The organism is Paenibacillus physcomitrellae (assembly GCF_002240225.1).
Classification (GTDB): Bacteria; Bacillota; Bacilli; order Paenibacillales; family Paenibacillaceae; genus Fontibacillus; species Fontibacillus physcomitrellae.
Genome location: NZ_CP022584.1, coordinates 3,719,980 through 3,740,804, shown reverse-complemented (window position 1 = coordinate 3,740,804; position 20,825 = coordinate 3,719,980). Strand labels below are relative to the sequence as shown.

Genomic DNA, 20,825 nt, shown 5'->3' with positions numbered 1-20,825 from the left:
TTTCCCGTGAATAGGACTTAAAATATCCGGAATCTTTGAATACCCGAACACTTTTCATAATAGACGAAAAGGCAGAAATGAAAGTTTCATTTTTTTCATTAAAGGCTGTTCCCATCTAATCCTGCATAAAAATGTGTTATCAAACCGATTTGTTATTCTCATTATTCAAGCGCCGTAATTTCCGCGATAATCGGTAATAAGCTTCTTGCAGGAGGGATCGCTGATGGAGAGTCCGGAGAATTTGTTGATCAAAAATGCCGAAATCATTACGATGAACGCTTCAGAGGATATTCTACATGGAGACATCTGGATCGAAAATGGACGGATTGCCGCGATTGGCGGACATCTCACTCCTGAAGGTCCATTTCGGACGCTCGACGCGTCCGGCAGAACGGTCATTCCGGGTTTCGTGCAGACTCATATCCATTTATGCCAGACGTTATTCCGCGGCAAAGGCGATGATCTGGAGCTGATGGACTGGCTGCGGAACCGTATCTGGCCGCTGGAAGCTGCTCATGACGAGGAATCGGTCTATTACTCCGCGCTGCTCGGCCTCGGTGAGCTGATCTCCAGCGGGACGACAACGATCGTCGATATGGAGACCGTCCACCATACCGGCTCTGCCCTTCGGGCCATCGCTGAAAGCGGCATCCGCGCCTTGTCCGGGAAAGTGATGATGGACCGGAAGGACAGCGACATTCCGCCTCCGCTTCAGGAGGATACATCCGCATCCCTGCAGGAAAGCGTCGATCTGCTGGAGCAGTGGGACGGCTATGATGACGGAAGGATCCGTTACGCCTTCAGTCCTCGCTTTGTCATATCCTGCACGGAGCCGTTACTGAAGGAAGTCCGCGATTTGGCTGCCAGGTATAATGTGATGGTACACACTCACGCCTCCGAGAACCGCGGGGAAATCGATATTGTGCAGGCCACTACCGGCATGCGCAACATCGTCTATCTCGATCATATCGGACTTGCCAACGAACGGCTGATCCTGGCCCACTGCATTTGGCTGGATGAGGAGGAGAAGCGGATTCTGCATGACCGCAAGGTCCGTGTCAGCCACTGCCCCGGCTCCAATCTGAAGCTCGCCTCCGGGATCGCTGAAACACCGGATCTGCTTGCCCGGGGCATCTCCGTCAGCCTTGGCGCAGACGGTGCCCCCTGCAACAACAACCTCGACATGTTTAATGAAATGCGGCTCGCCGCATTAATTCAGAAACCTTATCACGGTCCGACCGTGATGGATGCCCGCACTGTCTTCCGGATGGCCACAATTGGCGGAGCCAAAGCGGTCGGCATGGAGAAGGAGATCGGCAGCATTGAGACCGGCAAAAAAGCCGATTTCGCGATCCTTAACCTGATGAACTTTCATACTTTCCCTTCTTATGATGTCGATCCCATCTCGCGGATTGTCTATTCGGCTACCCGGGCGGACGTGGAAACAACGATCATCGGCGGCAGAGTGGTCATGGAAAGCGGTCTGGTGAAAACGCTGGATAAGGCCACCGTGCTCAAGGAGGCGAATACCAGCATCAAACGTATGCTCAAGCGCGGGGCTTTGGCCTAACAGCAATTCCTCCGCAAGCTAAGGCGTGTTTCGAAGCACACATCGCTTCTTGCCTGCCGATTAACCTGAAACTTACAAATGGTTAATGGTTCTAAAAAAGGTGTTACCGCGGATGCAGCAACACCTTTAAATGCTTTTTCATATGAGAATCAATGACCGCCTGCCCCCGCCAGTCCAATCCGTTCTACCAGCGCCTTGCTTTCGGCATTTAATCCTTTAATGCTGACTTCCTTGCCCTGCTGGCGGTATTTCTCAATCACCCGGGCTATACCGTTAACGGCCGATTGATCCCAAATATGGGTTCTGGAGAAATCGATCGTGATCCGGTCCGGATCCTCCGCCACATGGAAGCTGTTCACGAAGTGGTGCATCGTGCCAAAGAACATCTGCCCGGAGACGGTATACACCTTGCTTCCGTCTTCCGCGGCGGCTGCCGCCAATCGGACAACGGCCATTTTCCAGGCAAAAACGACCGAACTGAGCACTACGCCCACCGCCACGCCGATGGACAGGTTATCCGTAGCGACTACAACAATAACCGTTACAACCATCACAATTGCGTCCGCTAAAGGAATTTTATTTAAGGTCGTTAAGGATTTCCAGTCGAAGGTCCCGATACAGACGACGATCATCACGCCCACCAGCGCGGCCATCGGGATCTGCTTGACGATATCGCCCAGCAAAGCAAGCAGAATCATCAGAAACACGCCGGACACCAGGGTGGACAAACGTGTTCTTCCCCCTGATTTGATATTAATCATCGACTGTCCGATCATCGCGCAGCCGCCCATGCCTCCGAAGAAACCTGTAACGATGTTCGCCACGCCTTGACCGCGCATTTCGCGGTTTTTGTTGCTGCTTGTATCGGTCAGATCATCGATCAGCATCGCTGTCATCAGCGATTCCAGCAAGCCCACAAAAGCCATAGACACCGAATAAGGCAAAATGATCATGAACGTCTCCCAGGTAAACGGGATGTTCGGCAGATGGAAGGTCGGAAGGTCACGGCTTAACGCTCCCATATCGCCTACCTTATAAACATCCAAATGCAGCGTAATGGTAAGAATCGACACGATGACGATGGCCACCAGCGCAGGCGGAACCGCCTTGGTAATCCTCGGGAGCACGTAAATAATGACCAGCGTCAATGCTACCAAAGCATACATCACCCAGCCCTGGCCTTTGAAATGGGTCAGCTGCGCCATAAATATCAGGATCGCCAGCGCGTTGACAAACCCCGTCATAACAGGCTGCGGCACAAAGGTAATAAATCTGCCCAGCTTGAGTACGCCTAAAATAATCTGAATCACCCCGGCCAGCACGGCTGCGGCGAACAGATATTCGACGCCATGGTCCTTCACAAGTCCCGTTACGAGAAGCGCAATAGCACCTGTAGCCGCGGAGATCATACCAGGGCGTCCTCCGGCAAGCGAAATGATAATCGCCATCGTAATGGAAGCATACAAACCGACCATCGGGCTGACGCCGGCTACAATGGAGAAGGCGATAGCTTCAGGAATCAGCGCCAGCGCTACGGTCATACCGGACAACAGATCGATCCGGGTATTCGAGAGCCAGTGTTTCTTAAGTTGTGTGAAAAACAAAGAAAAATCCTCCTTCTGAGTCAAAGCAAAGAGCAGACATCAGGAACGCCTGTGTTATCTGCATCCCACTTGTCTGCACTCGATATTTTTGTTTAATATAGGTCCGATGCAACACTTAGGCTTCCATTGTAACTTGACGCTAAAATTTGAAGCAAAAGCGGAATTCTTTTATGTAACCGCTTAAAAAACGAGATTCCTCATTATTCATCCCTATTTCTAAACGAGTCTTTCATATATTATAATTTCCCGTCCGTCTTCCTTATGACTCGAATCAACCGGTTTAAACCCCTGCCTGACCCAGAAATGCCGGGCCGGTTCATTGTCAGCCGTAACACCAATCCGCACGCGGGCGACTTCTCTTTCCTGCATCATGACCATAAACAGCCTGAAGGTTTGCTCTCCATACCCCCTGCGCTGCCAAGGTTTGCCGATCAACAGCAGACCCAGCCAGGTTTGACCGTCCTTCGGATGTTTCATCAAAAACTCCAGAATACCAATCCGCTTATCATTAAGCACAATAAAGTATCTCTCGGTTCCTAACGCTTCAGACTCGTAAATTTCTTCCAGCGCTTCCTCCAGGCTGAATTGTTTCTTCCCCTTGGAAACCCAATTAAAATACGGATCGGAGTTCATCAGCTCCAGCTCCGAACGTACCTGGCCTTTCTTTATTCTCTCCAATGTAACCATGTATTGTCTATCTCCTTGATTTTACTGGAATACATTGTAACCCAGAAAACGTTTTAGTTCTATAGACAAAAAAGAACCGGCTTTCGATCCTCCCTGTTAAGATCTAGGCGGACTAACCGGTTCAATTCTGTATTACAAACAAAATGCTGCTTATTTAGTTGTCAGGACAGGACAACCCGCATGCTGAATCACATAATGGCTGACGGAACCGATCAGAAGTTCGGAGACCAGGCCCATTCCTCTTGTGCCCATCACGATCAGATCCGCTCCTTCCTCTCCGGCCGTGCGGCAAATGATTTTGCCGGGATCGCCGTGTTTAACCAAGGTGTTATAACCGGAAGACAGATCCGCCAGCATTGCTTGGACCGGCGTCAGCATCCGGCTGCCTTCCTCTGCGATGCGCTCATCCAGCTCGATGCCAACCGGCGGTTCGTTGATCGTGACATCGGGATTGACATGCAGCACGGTCAGCTTTGGAGGCACGGATAAGCTGAGCGTCAGATTTTTGGCATAAACCAATGCGTTCAACGCATGATCAGAACCATCCACCGGAACTAAAATATGAGTTAACATTGCGGATCACTCCTTAAATTTAATGGCCTTCCATGTTAATTCCGCGCAAATGGCGGCCTCTTGCAACCAGCACGATTACCGCAACCAGTACCATAGCCCCGCCGAACCAGAAAGGCAGCTCAGCCGTGTACCACTCCGACAACTTGCCGGCGAGCCAAGGCGATACAGCCCCGCCCAGAAAACGTACAAAGCTGTACGCAGCGGATGCCGTTGAACGTTCCACAGGCGCGGCCTGCATAACCGCCGTAGTAATCAAAGTATTGTTGATCCCGAGGAATAAGCCCGCTACAATAACCGCCACAATAACCGTGTTCGGCGAATGGTTGATCGTGCCGATCGCCATGACGCCCAAATCAACCGCAAACAACGTCAGCATCCAGCCAATGGAAGGAACCAGGTTAAATCTGCGCTGAATTTTCGGTGCAATAAATACGGAAGACAAAGCAAGCAGGACACCCCAGCCAAAGAATACATAGCCTAAACCATGCTCATCCAGCTCCATGACATATGGCGAATAAGCCATCAAGGTGAAAAATCCGAAGTTGTACAGAAAAGCCACGATCCCGAGCGTCAGCAAAGACGGATATGCCAACGCTTTGAACGGGTCCTTCAACGAGGTTTTGCTCGTTGTTGCCGCCTTCTTGACTTTAGGAAGAACAAACAGGACAAACAGGAAACCGAGGAGCATCAGCCCGGCTACACCGAAGAAGGGACCGCGCCAGGAGATCGATCCAAGCTCGCCGCCCAGCAGCGGGCCTACGGAGATACCCAGCCCCAAGGCTGCTTCATATAAAATAATGGCTTTGGCCGTTCCTGAAGTAGAGAATCCGACGATCGCCGATAACGCAGTTGCGATAAACAAAGCATTGCCCAAACCCCAGCCCGCGCGAAAGCCTACAATTCCGCCAATCGAGTCCGACAGACCGCCGAGTGCCGAGAAGGCCACAATTAAAATCATCCCGACCAGCAGGGTCCACTTAATTCCAATCCGGCTGGAAATAACGCCGGTAATCAGCATGGCCAGGCCCGTTACAAGGTTATAGCTTGTAAACAGCAGGGAAACCTGGCTTTTGCTGGCGTTCAGCTGCTCGGCAATCGCCGGCAGAATCGGATCGACCAGTCCCAGTCCCATAAATGATATGACGCAGGCAAAAGCAACAGCCCATACAGCTTTAGGCTGCGATAACATCCCAGAGCGCTTCTGCAGCAGTTCCCCGGTGTTTTGTGATTCTGATTTCATGAGTTTAACCTCCATATTTCCATTTGTTTCTTTGCGTTCCTTGGCCCAATCCATTCGAGACCATCTCATTAAGGCCCATTCCATTCAGGCCCTATTCATCGAGCTTCTTAAGTCCGCCCTTCACAAGCTTCTGGAACTCGAGGAGCTCCTCCTGAAATCCCCGGATATTGCGGATCTTCTGTTCCATTAACTCCAATTGATCCGTTACCGTTCTATCGATCTCCATCAGCTTGTTCTTTCTTTCCTCCAGACTCAGGCTGTTCATCTTCTCCAAATAAGCCTGCCTCTGGCCCGCAAGCACTTCGGCATATTGGACATACTGCTGCAGCTCCTGCAGCGAGAAACCCAGCACCTCACGCGCGCTGACGATTTTCTTCAGCAGATCGATATCATTTTGGCTGTACAGCCGCATGCCGCCCTCGCTGCGTTGGGGAGATGGCAGCAAACCTATTTCCTCATAGTAACGGATCGTTCGTTTGGTCAGTCCACACTCTCTGGCCACTTCATCAATTTTATACAGCATAGGTATCTCTCCTTCCTTAACTGGTTCCCCCTCCTATCCTCATGAATAATAACAATTATTACACTATAACTTTTTATTATGTAAAATATTATATATTTAAGTAACGTTAACGTCAACGTTAACCTTTATGATTTCAAGACAAGCTATAAAGCAAAAAGACCGTTCCCTTTCGGGAACGGCCGATCCATTGGCTGCAGCCATTAGCCATTAGCACGCACTTGCCGTGAGTTCAAAGCTGCTTTTTTTTCTTTAGCTTTATTCCTCTTTTTTCGGCTTTAATTGATCCAGATCCACCCGGAATTTGGCAAAACCGGCTTCGTTGATTCCTTCAAAATGCAAACCTTCCCAATGCTCGGCGGTTTGAACAGCCTTTGGCGAAGTTAGATAAGTAATAACCGGCTGCCCGCCGGTCGGAAGCAGTCTCCAATTGCCATCCGCATAAGGATGAATCGTTCCCGTATCGCGAATGTATTGGGTGAGCACCTGACGGTTCTCTTCCGTAGAAGCCAGCACGATTCTTTGTCCGCCCGGATTCGCCAGTTCAGACGAAAATGCCCGGTAACTGTTGGTCGCCACAACAAAAAACTGCCCTGCTCCCACAAGCCGGCCTTCATAAGTAAGACTTACGATCCGGTTCGACTCCGGATGAATCAGCTTGCCTGCGGCATCATACCTCGCCGGTTTGGTTACATCAATTACATAATCAACCCCATCGATCACATCAAAATTAAAGCTCGGAAAATCAGGGTCGATCAATGGCTGTTCCTCGGCGGAATGAGGATCGATCTGTGTAAACAGTCCTGCCGCCCATTCCAGCCACTCCTTCAGCTCGGCCCCGTTCAGATGCAGCGCATGGAGCGTGTTTGGATAATTGTACAAGTCCGCAATATGCTTGATGGCCAGTCCACCGGCCGGAATGCTTGTAAAATGCGCCGGGCCGTACCGTCCGCCTGTTTTAAACGGGGCGGAAGCCGCCAGCACGGGCAATCCTTCATAAACCGTACCCGCCATCTGTTTTCGTGTGTACTCTCGCTGCGCATCGTTGATCAGCTGAACCGAGCTGTCGTCTGCAAGCAGGGAGAAGTAGCTATGGATCGGTCCTGTCGTTCGTCCCACCGCTCCACGGATATAATTCAGCACTTCCTGATGGTTGCTCTCCAGCAGACGGGCCAGCTCCGCATCCGGTTCCACCAGCGGCTTGCCTGCCGCTGTATCATAAACCGGCCTACATTCGGATCGGCCGTCCGCCACCCGCCATTTGCCGTTCTCCCGCTCAAGTTCCAGGTCAATGACGCCGAGATGCTCTCCCGCATACCCCGGTTCCACCGCAGGGATGCCATGCAGCGTTCCGCGCAGGTTGTCGACACCGGTTTTGCCTTCGAAGAACGGGCCAGGGAACAGCTTGTGCGCATGCCCGAACACAATCGCATCCACATCGGGCACCTGTCCAAAGTGAAGCGCGGCATTTTCCATATAAGGGGTTTCTGGAAGATCCTCGTATCCGGCATGAACCATGGCGATAACAATCTCCGCCCCCTGTTCCTTCATGACAGGAATCCATTCACGGGCAGTTTCCAGCATGTCACGCACCTTGATTTTGCCTTCGAGGTTCCCTCTGTCCCATTGCATAATCTGAGGCGGAACAAAACCGATCAGACCGATTTTAACGGTACTCTCCGTTCCATCCTCGCACTTAAGCGGCTTGTCCAGCAGAACGAAGGGATTAAACAGAGGACGGCCGCTGAACTCTCCATCGGCAACCCCAATAATATTCGCATTTGTAATAGGGAAATCGGCCATTTCCAAACATTGCTGCAGATACTCCAGGCCGTAATTGAATTCATGGTTGCCCAATGTCCCGGCGTCATAGCCGAGATAATTCATGGCCTTAAATACCGGGTGAATGCCGGTACTCTTCGCCACTGCTGCTGAACCCGCCTCAACAGATACAGACGAATCCGTTGCATTCGCAGCTTTCTGCGCTTCATAATCGCCCATCGGAGAGCCCTGCAGAATATCCCCGTTGTCGAGCAGCAGACTGTTCGGTGCTTCAAGTCTTGCCTGACGGATCAGGCCCGCCGTATAGACAAGTCCGTTATGATTCGACTCCTGATCCCCATAATAATCGTATCCAAGCAGATGAACATGCACATCCGTAGTCGCCAGGATGCGCAGCTTGGCCATCGCCGTTTTGTCCGTCAGGGAAAGATCCGGGTTCTCCTTTTGCCCGTTCAGTCCCTTTGATTCTAAATGTTCAGTATTCAATGGATTTCCTCCCACAGCCTTTAATCACTTCCGAGTATACCGCCTTTCGCCCTTAAATGCTTATTTTGCTAAAAAAAAGAGCCGGAAATAGCCGTGAAGCTGAGCTGACGGGACAGGCAATCTGAACAAATACGGGAATGCGAATGCAAACGCTGCAAACAAAACAGGAAACCTCCACCCCTGTTACCTTTGTGCCAAAGCCTCCCGGTCTGGCGCCTCTGGAGGTTCCTCCAAATAGCCGTGTTTAATCATCATAACGGCTCCGTCTTCCGCATATACCGCGATTTCTGCTGCAAGCCTAACGTAAGCTAACGCTATATCTTTTCTTGGACTGGCCGCCGCAGCCACTCCGTAATTCCCCGTCCCCGCCGCTACAAGAAGGGACATATGGAACAAAATCAGTTTATCGGAGAACGGGACTTCCGTTGAGGTTGTGATTTCCGATTCCCAGGTCATAGGCGTAGGCAGGTTATCATCCAGTAAGAAATCAGAGAAAACCTTAACATGTTTGGCCGAGATGTCTGCTCCCCGTTGCAAATATTTCCGTATTTCTTCCGATTGAACAACTTGACTGAAACCGATAAGCAGCGCTTTCCCGAGTGCATTGGTTTGAACATTGGAAAATAAGTGGCTGATTTCAATAGTAGTGAGAGGGCGCTTGTCCCGAAAACCAAAAAATCCTCCCGATAAAAACCGGCGGCTTTCCACAAATTCCGTTCTTTCCGGAATAGGAATGTGGGGCGGACGGATAAATAATCCTTTGGATTGCAGCAGTTCTGTTGCCTTTTGATCCATGAGCATAACCTGCTGCAGGCAATCGCCGAAAAAAATCCTCACGTCGGCACGCGTGCTCATGGAATAAGCCTGACTGTGTACGGCCAGACCGACCTTAGCCATATTTTTGATGTAATACAAATAAAAATAATCGGAAAACAACCGTTTCGCACGGATGTTAACGTCTTCTTCCGAAAAACCCTGAGGAATTGGAAAGTTCTCCTCCTTGAGCAGCTTTCTGAGCGTCTCCACATGTTGGTTGGAGTATCCCAGCGTCACTTCAATGAGCCCTTTCACTTTTGAATCTTCGGTGTTGCTCAAGAAATGCTTCAAGATGCAAATTGACATCGTATCATTAATATAGGTCGTCCAGAGCAATCCCATCTCAGTCGAAGTTAAAGGAATCGGTTCCTTTTTACTCAATGTTGTGCCCTTCCTTTCAGTTGGATTAGATATGCTGATGGTATTCCCTTTACATGGCATTTCATACCTGAAAAACCCGCTCAATCTTGTAGATTGGCGGGTTCTTGCTGTTTTGATCACTTAAATATATAAGATTTGGTTATAAAGAAATGGCTTTATTCGCCTGGTTAACATCATTCTCCAAAAGCTTGTGCAGATCATAAGCCGCGTACAAACCGCGCTCCTGCATAAAATGAAAAATCTTGGCATGGAGCTTAATCGCGTTATCCAGCTGCTTATGCAGCGTTTCCCGCAGTGCAGGCGTAGACGTTTCCGTAATTGCAATGGCATAAGAACGAATCGCCGTCTTGGCGAACCCGAGCAGAAGGGCTGCATAAAATCCGGTCATATCCATTCCTTTCGATTCGCCTCTGGTGCCTTGAGGCGCCTTCGGATAGAACTTGAGCAGCTCTTTCAGATTGCTTTCAATGGATTTGATCGTTTCAACATACAGCGCTTTTAATTCCGGATCCGTTATGTCGTTTAAATGCATTTTAAAGAGGATCAGCTGGTTGCTTTGGAAAGCGGTTAATTCATGCAGCTCCAAGGTTTCATGCCAGGCCAAATGCTGCGGATTGCTTCTATACAATTTAAATCCCTCCCAGAAGATATGCTTCAGCCTATTCCGCATACCTTTCAGAAGTGAATGAAAAAATGATCTTTTGGACCGGGTTGAAAAGTTTACCACCCCAGCGCTTTGAACAGCAGCTTGTAATGAGCCTCCGAGTTCGGTGTAAAATCTTCAAGTCTGAACCGCTCAACAGAACGGTACAGCTTATCCAGCCCCCGGTCGTACCGAATGCCTTCTCTTGCCTGGGCGTATTCGCGTTCTCCCTGAAGCAGCGCTTTGTATTCGGCCAGCCCGATGAAGAAGAGACCGGAGATTTCACTGATTTGAAAACGGTAATCCTCCAGCGGCAGCCCGCTTTCGTACAGATACACCTGATTAAATTCCCGGTCGATGATATCCGGTGCGATATAGCTTTCCTGAGCTACCATGCCGCAGTAGCGGAGATCCTGCAGCTCCGCCTCGATCCCCAGCTCTTCCTGCAGCTCGCGGATGCCGTCCTCCGGCGTTTCACCGGCCAGTAAATGACCGGCACAGGAAATGTCCAATTTGCCGGGAAAGGTATCTTTATCCTCAGCACGAAGTTGAAACAGAAGCCCGGGATTGTCCGGATTGGACTGTTTGTCCAAAACCCAGCATTGAAACGTCTGATGCCACAAACCCTCTTCATGCGCCTGCTTGCGGCTGACACTTCCTGTCTTAACTCTCTGTGCCGTATATACGTCCAACATTTCGTGTGATGACACCAAAACCCCTCCCTGTTTGGGCGAATGGTCTTCGCCGGTTACAAAACCGTGTTCTCCTCCAGCTTATTCAGTTCTACGCCTTTAGGCAAGACGGAACCGATGAAATCGTGAACCGGACGCTGCTCCGGATCGGCCATAACCATAACGATACCCTCGTCGCTGCTAGAGCGGATCAGACGCCCGATGCCCTGCTTCAAACGAAGCAGCATATACGGGAGATCCACCTCTTCAAATGGATCAGCCGCTTCGGAGCGTTTAGCCGCAAATACGGGGTCGTTCGGCGGGTAAGGCAGCGACCAGATGATCACATTGGACAGCGACGGCCCCGGAATGTCGAGACCTTCCCAGAGCCGGACGGCGGCCAGGATGCTGTGTTCATCATTTTGAAAGTCGGAAATCAAATGGCTGATCTCCCTGTCGCCTTCAAACAGCAGACGGTACTCGGCCAGCTCCGGCAGCGCGGCTGCCGCAGCTTTGAAGCGGCGCAGCTCCTCCTGCGTCCGCAGCAGCACCAGCGCCCGGCCTTCCGTATGGCGGATTAACCGCAAAGCAAGTTTTATTTTTCCCTCGAAGTCGCCTTGAAGAGGTTCTGGAAGGTAAGCCTTCATCCGCGTTTCGTAATCATATGGAGAATCGACTGAGAACGAAAGGTAATCCTTGATCCCCAGGCTATCGGCCATAAACGCAAAAGACTTGCCCACCGACATTGTCGCCGACGAGAAAATAACCGGCATACGCTGGCTGAACACACGCTCCTCGAGCACCTGCTTGACGTTCCGGGGCATAACGCTGAGCGTTAAGCCGTCTTTCTCCTCAGCCGCCCAGCAGATCAGAGCGCCCGACTCTTCAAAGAGCCGGAGGGCGATGCCCATCATCTCCAAATGCTCCTCCACAATGCGGAGCTGGTAGCTGTCGATCGTATACAGCTCGCCTTCAAAGACCAGTTCCTCCTCGATTGCGCTAATGACGCTGCGCAGCTGGTGAACTTCCCGCAGCAGCGCCGGATTCAGCTCGATGCTCATCCGGTCGGAGCCGGGAACCTTGCGGCTTTGGCGCCGGATGGCGGCAAACATCCGCTCACTCTGCATAATGGCCTCATCAACCAGAACGGCAAGCGTTTCGCGGATTTCGTTCTGCAGCAGGCGGCTGATCAGTTCCTCAAATACCGTATGCTTCATCCGGTAGCCGAGCGCCTTCATCGCTGCTCCCTCCAGCAGATGGCCTTCGTCAAAGACGACGGCGCAGTGCTCAGGCAGCAATGGAAGCTGGCCCTCCCGTTTGCGGCCTTCATAGGTCCATACATGCTCCATGTAATAATCGTGGGAGCAGATAATCAAATCCGCCGCTTTGCGGTAATGATCCCGCGACAGCGTCTGCCCGCAGCGGTGGCGCATGTCACAAGCGAAGCAGTCCTGGAACGAGTCCCAGTTCACCCGGCTCCACTGCTCATCGGTCATATCCGGGTAGTCTCTGCGGTCACCGTACGGATGGAACTCCTGAAGCGCAGCGTGGGCATGGACAAAATCAGGAATCGTACCGTACAGCTCCGCCAGCGGAAGGCTGTCATCCTGAATGTTCTGAGCCTGGTCTAGCTTCTTGAGACACAGATACTGATCCGGCGATTTCGCCAGCCGGGCGTCAATTTCAAGCCCCAAATGACGGGCCAGCTTGGCAATGTCGCCCTCCGGTTTGACCAGCTGTTCAATCAGCGATTCATCCGCACAGGCGATAACCGCCGGCTTGCGAGTATAACGGGCATAACAGAAGCTGTACAGCAGATAAACAAGCGTCTTCCCTGTTCCCACTCCCGCTTCCGCAAAAATCGGCGCCTTGTCGGCAAAAGCCCGCTCAAGCTGATACGCCATATAAATCTGCTCGTCCCGGATTTCAAACCCGGCTTCGGGCAGCACATCATAGAAAACATCTCCGATCCACTCGCCCGCCTGTTCGATGAACGGACGGGAAGGATCATATTCAAAAGGATAACGGCTCACTTGCTTGACCTACCTCCACCTAATTAACAGCGTTAACTTTCTACCTCATAAACCAAACAAACGGCAAAATTTCATTATGGCATGAAGAGGTGGAAAAGACAAGAACCGCTCACTGACAAGGGTGGAGGTTGGATAACCTCCTGTCAAGCCTCTGGCGGTCAAACGCCCTTTACACACAGAAAGCGTTCTGTCCCTTCAGGCAGAAGGTTTAGAAGGTAGGCCGCAGCATGGCGGCAGCCGCTTCCCGCAAATACTGGTCCATTTTCTCCTTGTACGCTTGTTTCTGATCCGCTGTCCAGGCCAGCCGCTCCGCCATCGCATCGATCACCGCTTCCTGGCGCAGCCGGGCCTTCTCGATATTGAAGAACAGCCACCCCGTGCGGCGGATAAGAAAATCCTCCGGCTTCGCGGCCATCTCCCGCTCGATCGCGTAGGCCAGCCGGGCTGCAGCGGCAAGCGGGAGTCCGCTGCGGCCCGCCCAGGCCCGTGTTTCGGCGTCCCGGGCATAAGCGAAGATATCTGAAACGTTGGAGCCATAGAAAGCGGCGAGCTCACGCGCTTCCCGCGAAGTAAGGCCTGCCGCTTCGCCTTCGGCTATTTTGGATCTCTGATAGGCTTCGAACGCCTCTGAACCGCCCACATCGCCGCCAGAGATACGAACGTCCTTGGTTTGGCACTGGGGATTCACTTCCCGGCCCGGGAGCCGTCCTTCTGCGAGCAATCGGCCGACAACGTCGTCCACCACGTGCTCCGCCATTTTACGGTAGCCGGTCAGTTTGCCCCCCGCAATTGAGATCAGCCCTGAAGGCGAATGAAAAATCTCGTCCCGCCGCGATATTTCCGACGGATCTTTGCCTTCCTGCTGGATCAGCGGACGCAGGCCCGCCCAGCTCGATTCAATATCCCCGTCCTCAAGCTTCAGGCCCGGGAACATGAAATTGGCGGCGGCCAGCAGGTAATCCCGGTCTGCCTGATCGGCCAGCGGGTGAACGATGTCCCCCGTATAATTCGTATCGGTTGTGCCGAAATACGTCTTGCCCTCTCTCGGGATGGCAAAGACCATCCGCCCGTCCGGCGTATCGAAATAAACGGCCTGCCGCAGCGGAAACCGGCTTTGATCAAAAACGAGGTGAACGCCCTTCGTAAGCCGCAGCGTTTTACCCGACTTCGAGCGATCCATCTCGCGGATGGTATCGACCCATGGACCCGCTGCGTTCACGATTTTGGCGGCATGGAGGTTATAAGTCCGCCCGCTGATGAGGTCCGTGACCTTGACGCCGGTCAGCTTCGGTTCGCCGCTGCTGCCGTTCTCATAAATAAGCGATTCAACTTTCGTATAATTCACAGCCTGCGCTCCGTATTCGGCAGCCTTCTTCATCACTTCGATCGTCAGCCGGGCATCGTCAGTCCGGTACTCGACGTAATAACCGCCGCCCCGCAGCCCTTCCTTCTTCAGCAGCGGCTCTTTGCGGAGGGTCTCCTCCGGACTTAACATGGAGCGGCGTTCCGACTTCTTCACACCGGCCAGGAAATCGTACACCCGCAGCCCCAGCGAAGTGGACAACGGGCCAAACGTGCCGCCCTCGTAGAACGGCAGCAGCATCCATTCCGGCGTGGTTACATGCGGGCCGTTCTCATAAACAATCGCCCGCTCCTTGCCGACCTCGGCTACAACGCCAATCTCCAGCTGCTTTAAATACCGCAGCCCGCCGTGCACCAGCTTGGTCGACCGGCTGGACGTGCCCGCTGCAAAGTCCTGCATCTCCACCAGTCCGGTCTTCAGCCCCCGGCTAGCCGCATCCAAGGCAATTCCGGCTCCGGTAATGCCCCCGCCAATGATCAGGACATCAAGCGGGCCTTCCTGAAGATGATGCAAAACCTGCTCCCGGCTGATTGCCGAGAAGGCACTGGCAGAATGAGCATTGCTGCTGATACGGGCATTCGTATTGGTATTCGTATTGGTATTCGTATTGGTATTCGCATCCATATTATCATTCGCATTCGTATGGGTACTTGAATTCATAAGTATGGCCTCCTTTGAGATATACGGGCATTCTCCCGGGATCCGGGGATTGGGACCCGACCGGCCAGGGAGCTTCCCCTTACGAGGCATAAAAAAAGAAACCACGAAAGCAGCCCGGCCCTGCGGCGGTCCCGGCAAATTTCGTGGTTTCTCCTCGTCTCCAACCCGTATCAACTTGTTGGTTTCATTATAACATTGTCTGTTTTATCCAGCTATCGTTAATTTTAATTTGAATGAATCATAATTTCAAATTTTAACAAATGACAGGCAGATGGATGGGCATAGAACTTAACTTAACTTAATTTAATTTTATTTAATTTTATTTAATTCTGCTGAACCTGCAGACGCCAAAGCTCCTGCCTTGAAGTGGAAATGGCCTGCGCCCCCGCTGCAAGCGCCGCCTCGACATCGGCAGGCGTGCGGATAAACCCGCCGGCGATAATCGGAATGCCCGTGCGGGCTTTAACCTCCTGAATCAGCGAAGGTACGATACCCGGCAGAACCTCGATGAAGTCGGGGGGATTTTTTTCAAACAATGCATAATTGCTCTCCAGCGCTCCAGAGTCAATCAGGAACATGCGCTGTACTGCGATCAGCTTGTTCTGCTTCGCTTTCTGGACGACGCTGGATCGGGTGGAGATCAACCCGGCGGGGCGGACGGCCTGGCATAAATATTCCGCCGCATGTTCATCATTTTTCAGTTCGTCCACCAGATCAGCGTGCAGCAGCACTTGTTTGCCGGCCCGTTCGGCAAGCTCGATCAACGGCCGAAGGCGGGCCAGCCGGCCCCCTAGCAGAACAAGATAAGTATAAGGAGCGGCAAGCACCGCTTCCATTTCTTTGGCTGTTTTAACGGCTGGCAGTATGTATTGCTGTTCAAAAGGCATTCCTCTACAAGCCTCCATTCGTCACGTCTGTCAACGGACCTCGTCTATATGGCAGGGATCCTTCCGCCACAAATTTTACTTGGAATTGTAAAAATTGTACAATCTATTCGCAGCATTAGTTCCACCTATGACTAACCTTACTATACATGATTGGAGGCCGAGTTACATGAGTAATCCACAATCCAACTCTCCGTCTTTGGAGTCCTTGTTTGAGCCTGTCACGATCAAGTCCTTGCAGCTGTCATCCCGCATCGTGATGGCGCCGATGACACGCGCAATGTCTCCGAACGGAATTCCGGGAGAAGACGTAGCCGCTTACTATCGCCGCCGCGCTGAAAATGGCGTAGGCTTGATTGTCACCGAAGGCACACTGATCTCCCATCCCGCCGCAGGCGATACGCTGAATGTACCGTTCTTCTACGGCGAAGAAGCGCTTAACGGCTGGGCGGAGGTCGTTCGTCAGGTGCATGAAGCCGGAGGTAAAATATTCCCGCAAATCTGGCATGTCGGCATGTCCCGCCAGAAGGGCTCCGGTCCGAATCCGGAAGTTCCGCCGATCGGCCCGTCCGGGCTGGATCTGGAGGGCAATCCGTCCACGGAACCAATGACAGAGGAAGAGATCGCCAAGGTCGTTCAGGCTTTCGCCGCGGCTGCGGCCGATGCCAAACGGATCGGCTTCGACGGTGTCGAAATTCACGGAGCGCATGGCTATCTGATCGACCAGTTCCTGTGGGAGAAGACGAACCGCCGCACAGACCGCTATGGCGGAGACATGATGAAGCGGGCCCAGTTCGCTATCGAGGTTATCCAGGCCGTTCGGGCTGCGGTAGGGCCGGATTATCCGGTAGCCTTCCGGCTGTCGCAATGGAAGATGAGCGATTACGGGGCCAAGCTTGCCGATACGCCCGAGAAGCTCGGCCAGCTTGTCGGTGCGCTTTCGGGCGCGGGAGTGGATCTGTTCCACTGCTCAACCCGGCGTTTCTGGGAGCCGGAATTTGCAGGCTCTGATTTAAATCTGGCCGGCTGGGTGAAGAAACTGACCGGTAAACCATCCATTACGGTGGGTTCCGTAGGTCTCGACAGTGAATTCACCGCTCTCTTTAGCGAAGGGAAAAGCGCCGGATTTAAAGACATTAATGAACTGGCGGAACGCTTGAGCCGTGAAGAGTTCGACCTTGTCGCGATCGGACGCGCGCTGCTCCAGGATCCCGAATGGGCCGTAAAAATCCGCGAAGGCCGTCTGGATGAGATCCAGACGTTTACGCCGGAAGCGCTGCAGAAGCTTTATTAAGAAAAAAAGCTGACCGGCTAACCCAATCCTCAAAATAGATTTTATAGACATGGTTTTCTGGTCATGGTGTTAGAGCTGGTTTCGCCGTATCAAACATATAGGCCCCAATCCCTTGGACGAATGTCTTGGAATTGGGGCCTGTTCATTTACTTCATTCCTGCCGCCCACCGGGCGGCCTGTGCAATCCACGGCTGGTATCCTTCATGCTGGAAGGAAGGGAGATGATGGCCGGGCATCAGGAAAACCACCCTGCCCAGACCATAATTTCGAGCCCAGGCCGCCGGCCAATCTTGTCCTTCATGGCTGTAAGTCAGCAGCACTTCGATTTGAGCCAGCGGGTCGAGTTCGAACCGATAGGGCTCCTCGTCCATCGTAAATCCCTTCAGACCGGAGCTTGCCGGATGTTCAGCCTCTGTAGGGCGAAACTCCAGCCCGGTATACTTGGGGTGTCCTGTAAATTTGCCGCCGATCAGCTGCGCCAGCTCCGGAGCAGCCTGAAGCGAGATGCCGTTATGAATCGCCAGCAGACCTCCTCCTCCGGCCACATATTGAATAAGCCCTGCCGTCTCCCGGGCATGCGGTACTCGCTTCCAGCTGTCCGTATAGGAAATACATAAACCGTATTCGGATAAGGTGAGCCGGTCCGCAGCCAAACGGGCGCGCTCTTCCGTGGCTTCCACTTGATAATCCGTCCCTAACAGAGCCGTCAGCGTCTCACGTACCGCCCCCAAAGGATGATAGGGAGCCTCAGCTTGATCTCCCAGGAGTAAAGTTTTAACCGTCATTCAAACACCTCCTGAACAATAAAATTCTACCAGTTCATCTGCCTTCCGCTGTAATCGATCAGCGACAGCTCCTTCTGCCTATATCCAGGCTGCAAACGCTCATCGGCCAGCTGCAAAATAGCAGCAGCCGATTCATCGGACGACAATTCGCCTTCCGTGCTGAGCGTGCCGGACATATAAGTCCGCACCCAGCCCGGATGTACAACCAGCACCTTGCCTCCCTTAGGGGCAATCCGGTTGAAAATCAGCTTGGACTGCATGTTCACCGCCGATTTGGACATGCAGTAAGCAAACCAGCTGGTGCGTTCGCTGTCCTCGGCGCTTCCGGCTTCCGAGGAAATATTCACGACAAGCTTGCCTTCGCTATTAAGCACATGGCTGATCAACGCACTCGTAACCCGCAGCGAACCCAGCGTATTAACATTATAAACCCGCTGCATCTCTTCAAAATCCAGTTCGTCCTCCACGGTCGCATCAGTATCGCCCAAAATGGCCGCGGCATTGATCAGCATCTCCAGCCGATCCGTAACGGCAGCAACCTGCTTCGCCGCCTCGCCAACACTGTATCCGCTTCCAATATCAAGCGGGACAAGCAGGAGCGAATCCCCCTGCTCCTGCTTCAGTTCGGCGAGCTCCGTCCACTGCGGCATGTATTGACCGGCAAACACGGTGTATCCCCGTGCCAGCAGCCCTTTCACCAGCGCCAGCCCGAGGCCCCGGTCAGCTCCGGTTACAAATGCATACCTGTTCAAGCGGCTTGGCCCCCTTTTCCTTACTTATTGAAAACTGATTCTCAAGGTCCGCCCTTACCAGGCGTAAGCTTCCGGTGCAGCGCCCCCAGGCCCCGGGAAAATGCGGTCCAGCTCATCCAGCGTCGCTTGATCCAGCTTGATCTCTACAGCACGAAGCGTATTCTCCAGCTGCTCAATCGTTCTTGGCCCGATAATCGGCGCTGTGATCGCCGGGTTGGCCAGCAGCCAGGCCAAAGCCACATTGGCTTGCGACTCGCCGAGTTCGTCGCATAGCTTCGCATACTGCTCCAGCTGCTGGCGATGACGTTCAATCTTCTCTTGAGCATGGCTTGTACGTTTACCTTTATCCGCCTTAAGTGCGCTGCCGCCGAGCAGGCCGCCCGCAAGCGGACTCCAGACCACGACACCCAGACCGTAATCCCGAGCCGCAGGAAGCACTTCAAGCTCCGCATTGCGGTTCACAAGGTTGTACAAATGCTGTTCGCTGACAAGCCCCAGGAAATTCCGTTTCTCCGCGGCGGCCTGCGCTTTCGCCAAATGCCAGCCGGCAAAGTTGCTTGAGCCGATATAATCGACCTTGCCCTGGTTCACCATCGCTTCAAATCCGCTCCACAGCTCTTCCCAAGAGGTGCGGCGATCAATATGGTGCATCTGGTAAAGCTCAATGTGATCCGTCTGCAGCCGGCGAAGGGAACCTTCGAGGTGACGGCGGATTTTGTACAGGGACAAGCCGCGCTCGTCATTCGGACCATCGCTGGCATCATGCATTTGTCCATGAACCTTGGTAGCCAGCACAACCTTCTCGCGCCGTCCGCCGCCTTGGGCAAACCATTTTCCGATAATCGTCTCTGTCAGCCCGGAGTTCTCCCCCCAGCCGTAAATATTTGCTGTATCAAAAAAAGTAATTCCCGCATCAAGCGCGGCATCCATGATGCGAAAAGCTTCCTTCTCTTCCGTATCTACGCCGAAATTCATCGTTCCAAGACACAAGGTGCTGACCTTCATTCCTGTTCTGCCTAAATAAGTATATTCCATGAAACAACACACCTCTCCCTTATCTGAATGCGTTTCCTATATCATTTTAGTAAAATAGTAATACTTATTCTATGATAGAATGGCAGTATCGTATGGAAAAATGTCATTGAAGGGGAAATGCCTGATGACCGTTAAACCGCATAAAATCGCTCAACATTACATAGACGCCGGCCAGGACATCCAGTTCTATTATACCGGTACAGAGCAGTGCCTCCCCGGCCATTCATGGGGACCCGGCATTAAGGATCATTATAAAATTCTGTACATCCACAGTGGACAAGGCATCTACCGAACGCCGCGGGAAACCCACCGGTTATCTGCCGGCCAAGCTTTCCTTCTGACCCCCGGAGAACTCTGTTTCTATCAGGCGGACGAAACCGACCCGTGGAATTATTCCTGGGTAGCCTTTAACGGCAGCCAGGCGGAGCATTATCTCCGGCAGGGGGGGTTCACCCATGAGCATCCAGTCATTTCCTGTTCCAGAGACGCTGAAATCCGGGCCTGCTTAAACCATTTGTTTGATGCCAACCAGCAGCCTTACAGCAACCCGCTGCGCGTGGCTTCCGCCCTGTACGCCTTTTTGTCGATTCTGCTGGAGCCTGACGTCCATGAGGCCGCACTGCCGCAGAAGCAGCAGATCCATAACGATTATGTCAGACAAGGCATCTGTTATATCCAGCGGCATTATACGCAGCCGATCACCATTGAGAATATGGCCTCTGCACTTGGCCTGCACCGCAAATACATCGCTCAGCTGTTCAAGGCCTCCACCGGCCTGCCTCCCCAGCAGTACCTGACCCGTTACCGGATGGAGAAAGCCTGCGAGCTGCTGTCCCAGACTGCACTGTCCATCAAGGAAATTGCCTTCTCCGTCGGCTATGCAGACCAGCTGCTATTCTCACGGATGTTCAAGAAAACGACCGGATACTCCCCCACGGATTTCCGCATGACAAAAACCGCCGGGCAAGAGAGCATCTAGCTCTTGGTCCGGCGGTTTGTCTTGTTTGGTTGTCTTGTTCGAGACCTTGTTCAGTCGCCTTATTCGA

General features: G+C 52.6%; 18 protein-coding genes. 3 read left to right on the top strand and 15 right to left on the bottom strand.

The genetic code is table 11. From position 1 onward, the window contains the following. Positions 1-223: 223 nt before the first annotated feature. Positions 224-1,570, top strand: coding sequence for a 5'-deoxyadenosine deaminase (locus tag CBE73_RS16860; RefSeq protein WP_094095216.1), 1,347 nt, complete (start codon positions 224-226; stop codon positions 1,568-1,570). Between the two features lie 149 nt (positions 1,571-1,719). Here CBE73_RS16860 and CBE73_RS16855 read toward each other — a convergent pair whose 3' ends face one another. From CBE73_RS16855 to CBE73_RS16800, 12 genes are all read right to left on the bottom strand, one after another. Continuing rightward, on the bottom strand, positions 1,720-3,174 hold the full coding sequence (locus CBE73_RS16855; RefSeq protein WP_229752588.1) for a SulP family inorganic anion transporter: 1,455 nt from the start codon (positions 3,172-3,174) through the stop codon (positions 1,720-1,722). Positions 3,175-3,390: 216 nt separating this feature from the next. Continuing rightward, positions 3,391-3,861, bottom strand: coding sequence for a GNAT family N-acetyltransferase (locus CBE73_RS16850; protein WP_094095215.1), 471 nt, complete (start codon positions 3,859-3,861; stop codon positions 3,391-3,393). A 150-nt stretch (positions 3,862-4,011) separates the two neighbouring features. Further along, positions 4,012-4,434, bottom strand: coding sequence for a universal stress protein (locus CBE73_RS16845; protein ID WP_094095214.1), 423 nt, complete (start codon positions 4,432-4,434; stop codon positions 4,012-4,014). Between the two features lie 19 nt (positions 4,435-4,453). Continuing rightward, entirely contained in the window at positions 4,454-5,674 is a 1,221-nt protein-coding gene (locus CBE73_RS16840; RefSeq protein WP_094096369.1) for an MFS transporter, read from the bottom strand. 91 nt (positions 5,675-5,765) lie between these two features. Further along, positions 5,766-6,197, bottom strand: a complete 432-nt coding sequence (locus CBE73_RS16835) for a MerR family transcriptional regulator (protein ID WP_094095213.1) — start codon at positions 6,195-6,197, stop codon at positions 5,766-5,768. A 255-nt stretch (positions 6,198-6,452) separates the two neighbouring features. After that, positions 6,453-8,462, bottom strand: coding sequence for a bifunctional 2',3'-cyclic-nucleotide 2'-phosphodiesterase/3'-nucleotidase (locus CBE73_RS16830; protein ID WP_308420926.1), 2,010 nt, complete (start codon positions 8,460-8,462; stop codon positions 6,453-6,455). A gap of 183 nt (positions 8,463-8,645) precedes the next feature. Then, complete coding sequence (locus CBE73_RS16825; protein ID WP_174704757.1) at positions 8,646-9,659, bottom strand: DUF3231 family protein; 1,014 nt, start codon at positions 9,657-9,659, stop codon at positions 8,646-8,648. 139 nt (positions 9,660-9,798) lie between these two features. Continuing rightward, the gene (locus CBE73_RS16820; RefSeq protein ID WP_229752587.1) at positions 9,799-10,287 is read right to left on the bottom strand and encodes a spore coat protein; all 489 of its coding nucleotides are present in this window, start codon (positions 10,285-10,287) and stop codon (positions 9,799-9,801) included. 92 nt (positions 10,288-10,379) lie between these two features. Then, positions 10,380-11,012, bottom strand: a complete 633-nt coding sequence (locus tag CBE73_RS16815; RefSeq protein WP_157739605.1) for an NUDIX hydrolase — start codon at positions 11,010-11,012, stop codon at positions 10,380-10,382. 38 nt (positions 11,013-11,050) lie between these two features. Continuing rightward, complete coding sequence (locus CBE73_RS16810; RefSeq protein ID WP_094095210.1) at positions 11,051-13,006, bottom strand: ATP-dependent DNA helicase; 1,956 nt, start codon at positions 13,004-13,006, stop codon at positions 11,051-11,053. Between the two features lie 208 nt (positions 13,007-13,214). Continuing rightward, a complete protein-coding gene (locus CBE73_RS16805; protein WP_229752586.1) occupies positions 13,215-15,029 on the bottom strand; it encodes a glycerol-3-phosphate dehydrogenase/oxidase in 1,815 nt (604 codons plus the stop codon). Positions 15,030-15,352: 323 nt separating this feature from the next. Beyond that, a complete protein-coding gene (locus tag CBE73_RS16800; protein ID WP_094095209.1) occupies positions 15,353-15,916 on the bottom strand; it encodes a glycerol-3-phosphate responsive antiterminator in 564 nt (187 codons plus the stop codon). Between the two features lie 166 nt (positions 15,917-16,082). Between CBE73_RS16800 and CBE73_RS16795 the strand changes: the two genes are divergently transcribed. Further along, positions 16,083-17,207, top strand: a complete 1,125-nt coding sequence (locus tag CBE73_RS16795; protein ID WP_094095208.1) for an NADH:flavin oxidoreductase — start codon at positions 16,083-16,085, stop codon at positions 17,205-17,207. A gap of 146 nt (positions 17,208-17,353) precedes the next feature. Here the strand turns inward: CBE73_RS16795 and CBE73_RS16790 are convergent, their stop codons facing one another. Genes CBE73_RS16790 through CBE73_RS16780 form a run of 3 tightly spaced genes read right to left on the bottom strand, consistent with a single transcriptional unit; the run spans position 17,354 to position 19,779 of the window. After that, positions 17,354-17,992, bottom strand: coding sequence for a ThuA domain-containing protein (locus CBE73_RS16790; protein ID WP_094095207.1), 639 nt, complete (start codon positions 17,990-17,992; stop codon positions 17,354-17,356). 26 nt (positions 17,993-18,018) lie between these two features. Next, positions 18,019-18,744 (bottom strand): SDR family NAD(P)-dependent oxidoreductase, encoded by a 726-nt coding sequence (locus CBE73_RS16785; RefSeq protein WP_094095206.1) that lies wholly within the window; start codon positions 18,742-18,744, stop codon positions 18,019-18,021. Between the two features lie 54 nt (positions 18,745-18,798). After that, entirely contained in the window at positions 18,799-19,779 is a 981-nt protein-coding gene (locus tag CBE73_RS16780) for an aldo/keto reductase (RefSeq protein WP_094095205.1), read from the bottom strand. Positions 19,780-19,903: 124 nt separating this feature from the next. Between CBE73_RS16780 and CBE73_RS16775 the strand changes: the two genes are divergently transcribed. Further along, positions 19,904-20,758, top strand: coding sequence for an AraC family transcriptional regulator (locus tag CBE73_RS16775; RefSeq protein WP_094095204.1), 855 nt, complete (start codon positions 19,904-19,906; stop codon positions 20,756-20,758). Positions 20,759-20,825: the final 67 nt, after the last annotated feature.

Coding starts and splice junctions, on each gene's coding strand:
- CBE73_RS16860 (WP_094095216.1), top strand. CDS start 224: ATGGAGAGTCCGGAGAATTTGTTGATCAAAAATGCCGAAATCATTACG.
- CBE73_RS16850 (WP_094095215.1), bottom strand. CDS start 3,861: ATGGTTACATTGGAGAGAATAAAGAAAGGCCAGGTACGTTCGGAGCTG.
- CBE73_RS16845 (WP_094095214.1), bottom strand. CDS start 4,434: ATGTTAACTCATATTTTAGTTCCGGTGGATGGTTCTGATCATGCGTTG.
- CBE73_RS16840 (WP_094096369.1), bottom strand. CDS start 5,674: ATGAAATCAGAATCACAAAACACCGGGGAACTGCTGCAGAAGCGCTCT.
- CBE73_RS16835 (WP_094095213.1), bottom strand. CDS start 6,197: ATGCTGTATAAAATTGATGAAGTGGCCAGAGAGTGTGGACTGACCAAA.
- CBE73_RS16805 (WP_229752586.1), bottom strand. CDS start 15,029: ATGAATTCAAGTACCCATACGAATGCGAATGATAATATGGATGCGAAT.
- CBE73_RS16800 (WP_094095209.1), bottom strand. CDS start 15,916: ATGCCTTTTGAACAGCAATACATACTGCCAGCCGTTAAAACAGCCAAA.
- CBE73_RS16795 (WP_094095208.1), top strand. CDS start 16,083: ATGAGTAATCCACAATCCAACTCTCCGTCTTTGGAGTCCTTGTTTGAG.
- CBE73_RS16790 (WP_094095207.1), bottom strand. CDS start 17,992: ATGACGGTTAAAACTTTACTCCTGGGAGATCAAGCTGAGGCTCCCTAT.
- CBE73_RS16780 (WP_094095205.1), bottom strand. CDS start 19,779: ATGGAATATACTTATTTAGGCAGAACAGGAATGAAGGTCAGCACCTTG.
- CBE73_RS16775 (WP_094095204.1), top strand. CDS start 19,904: ATGACCGTTAAACCGCATAAAATCGCTCAACATTACATAGACGCCGGC.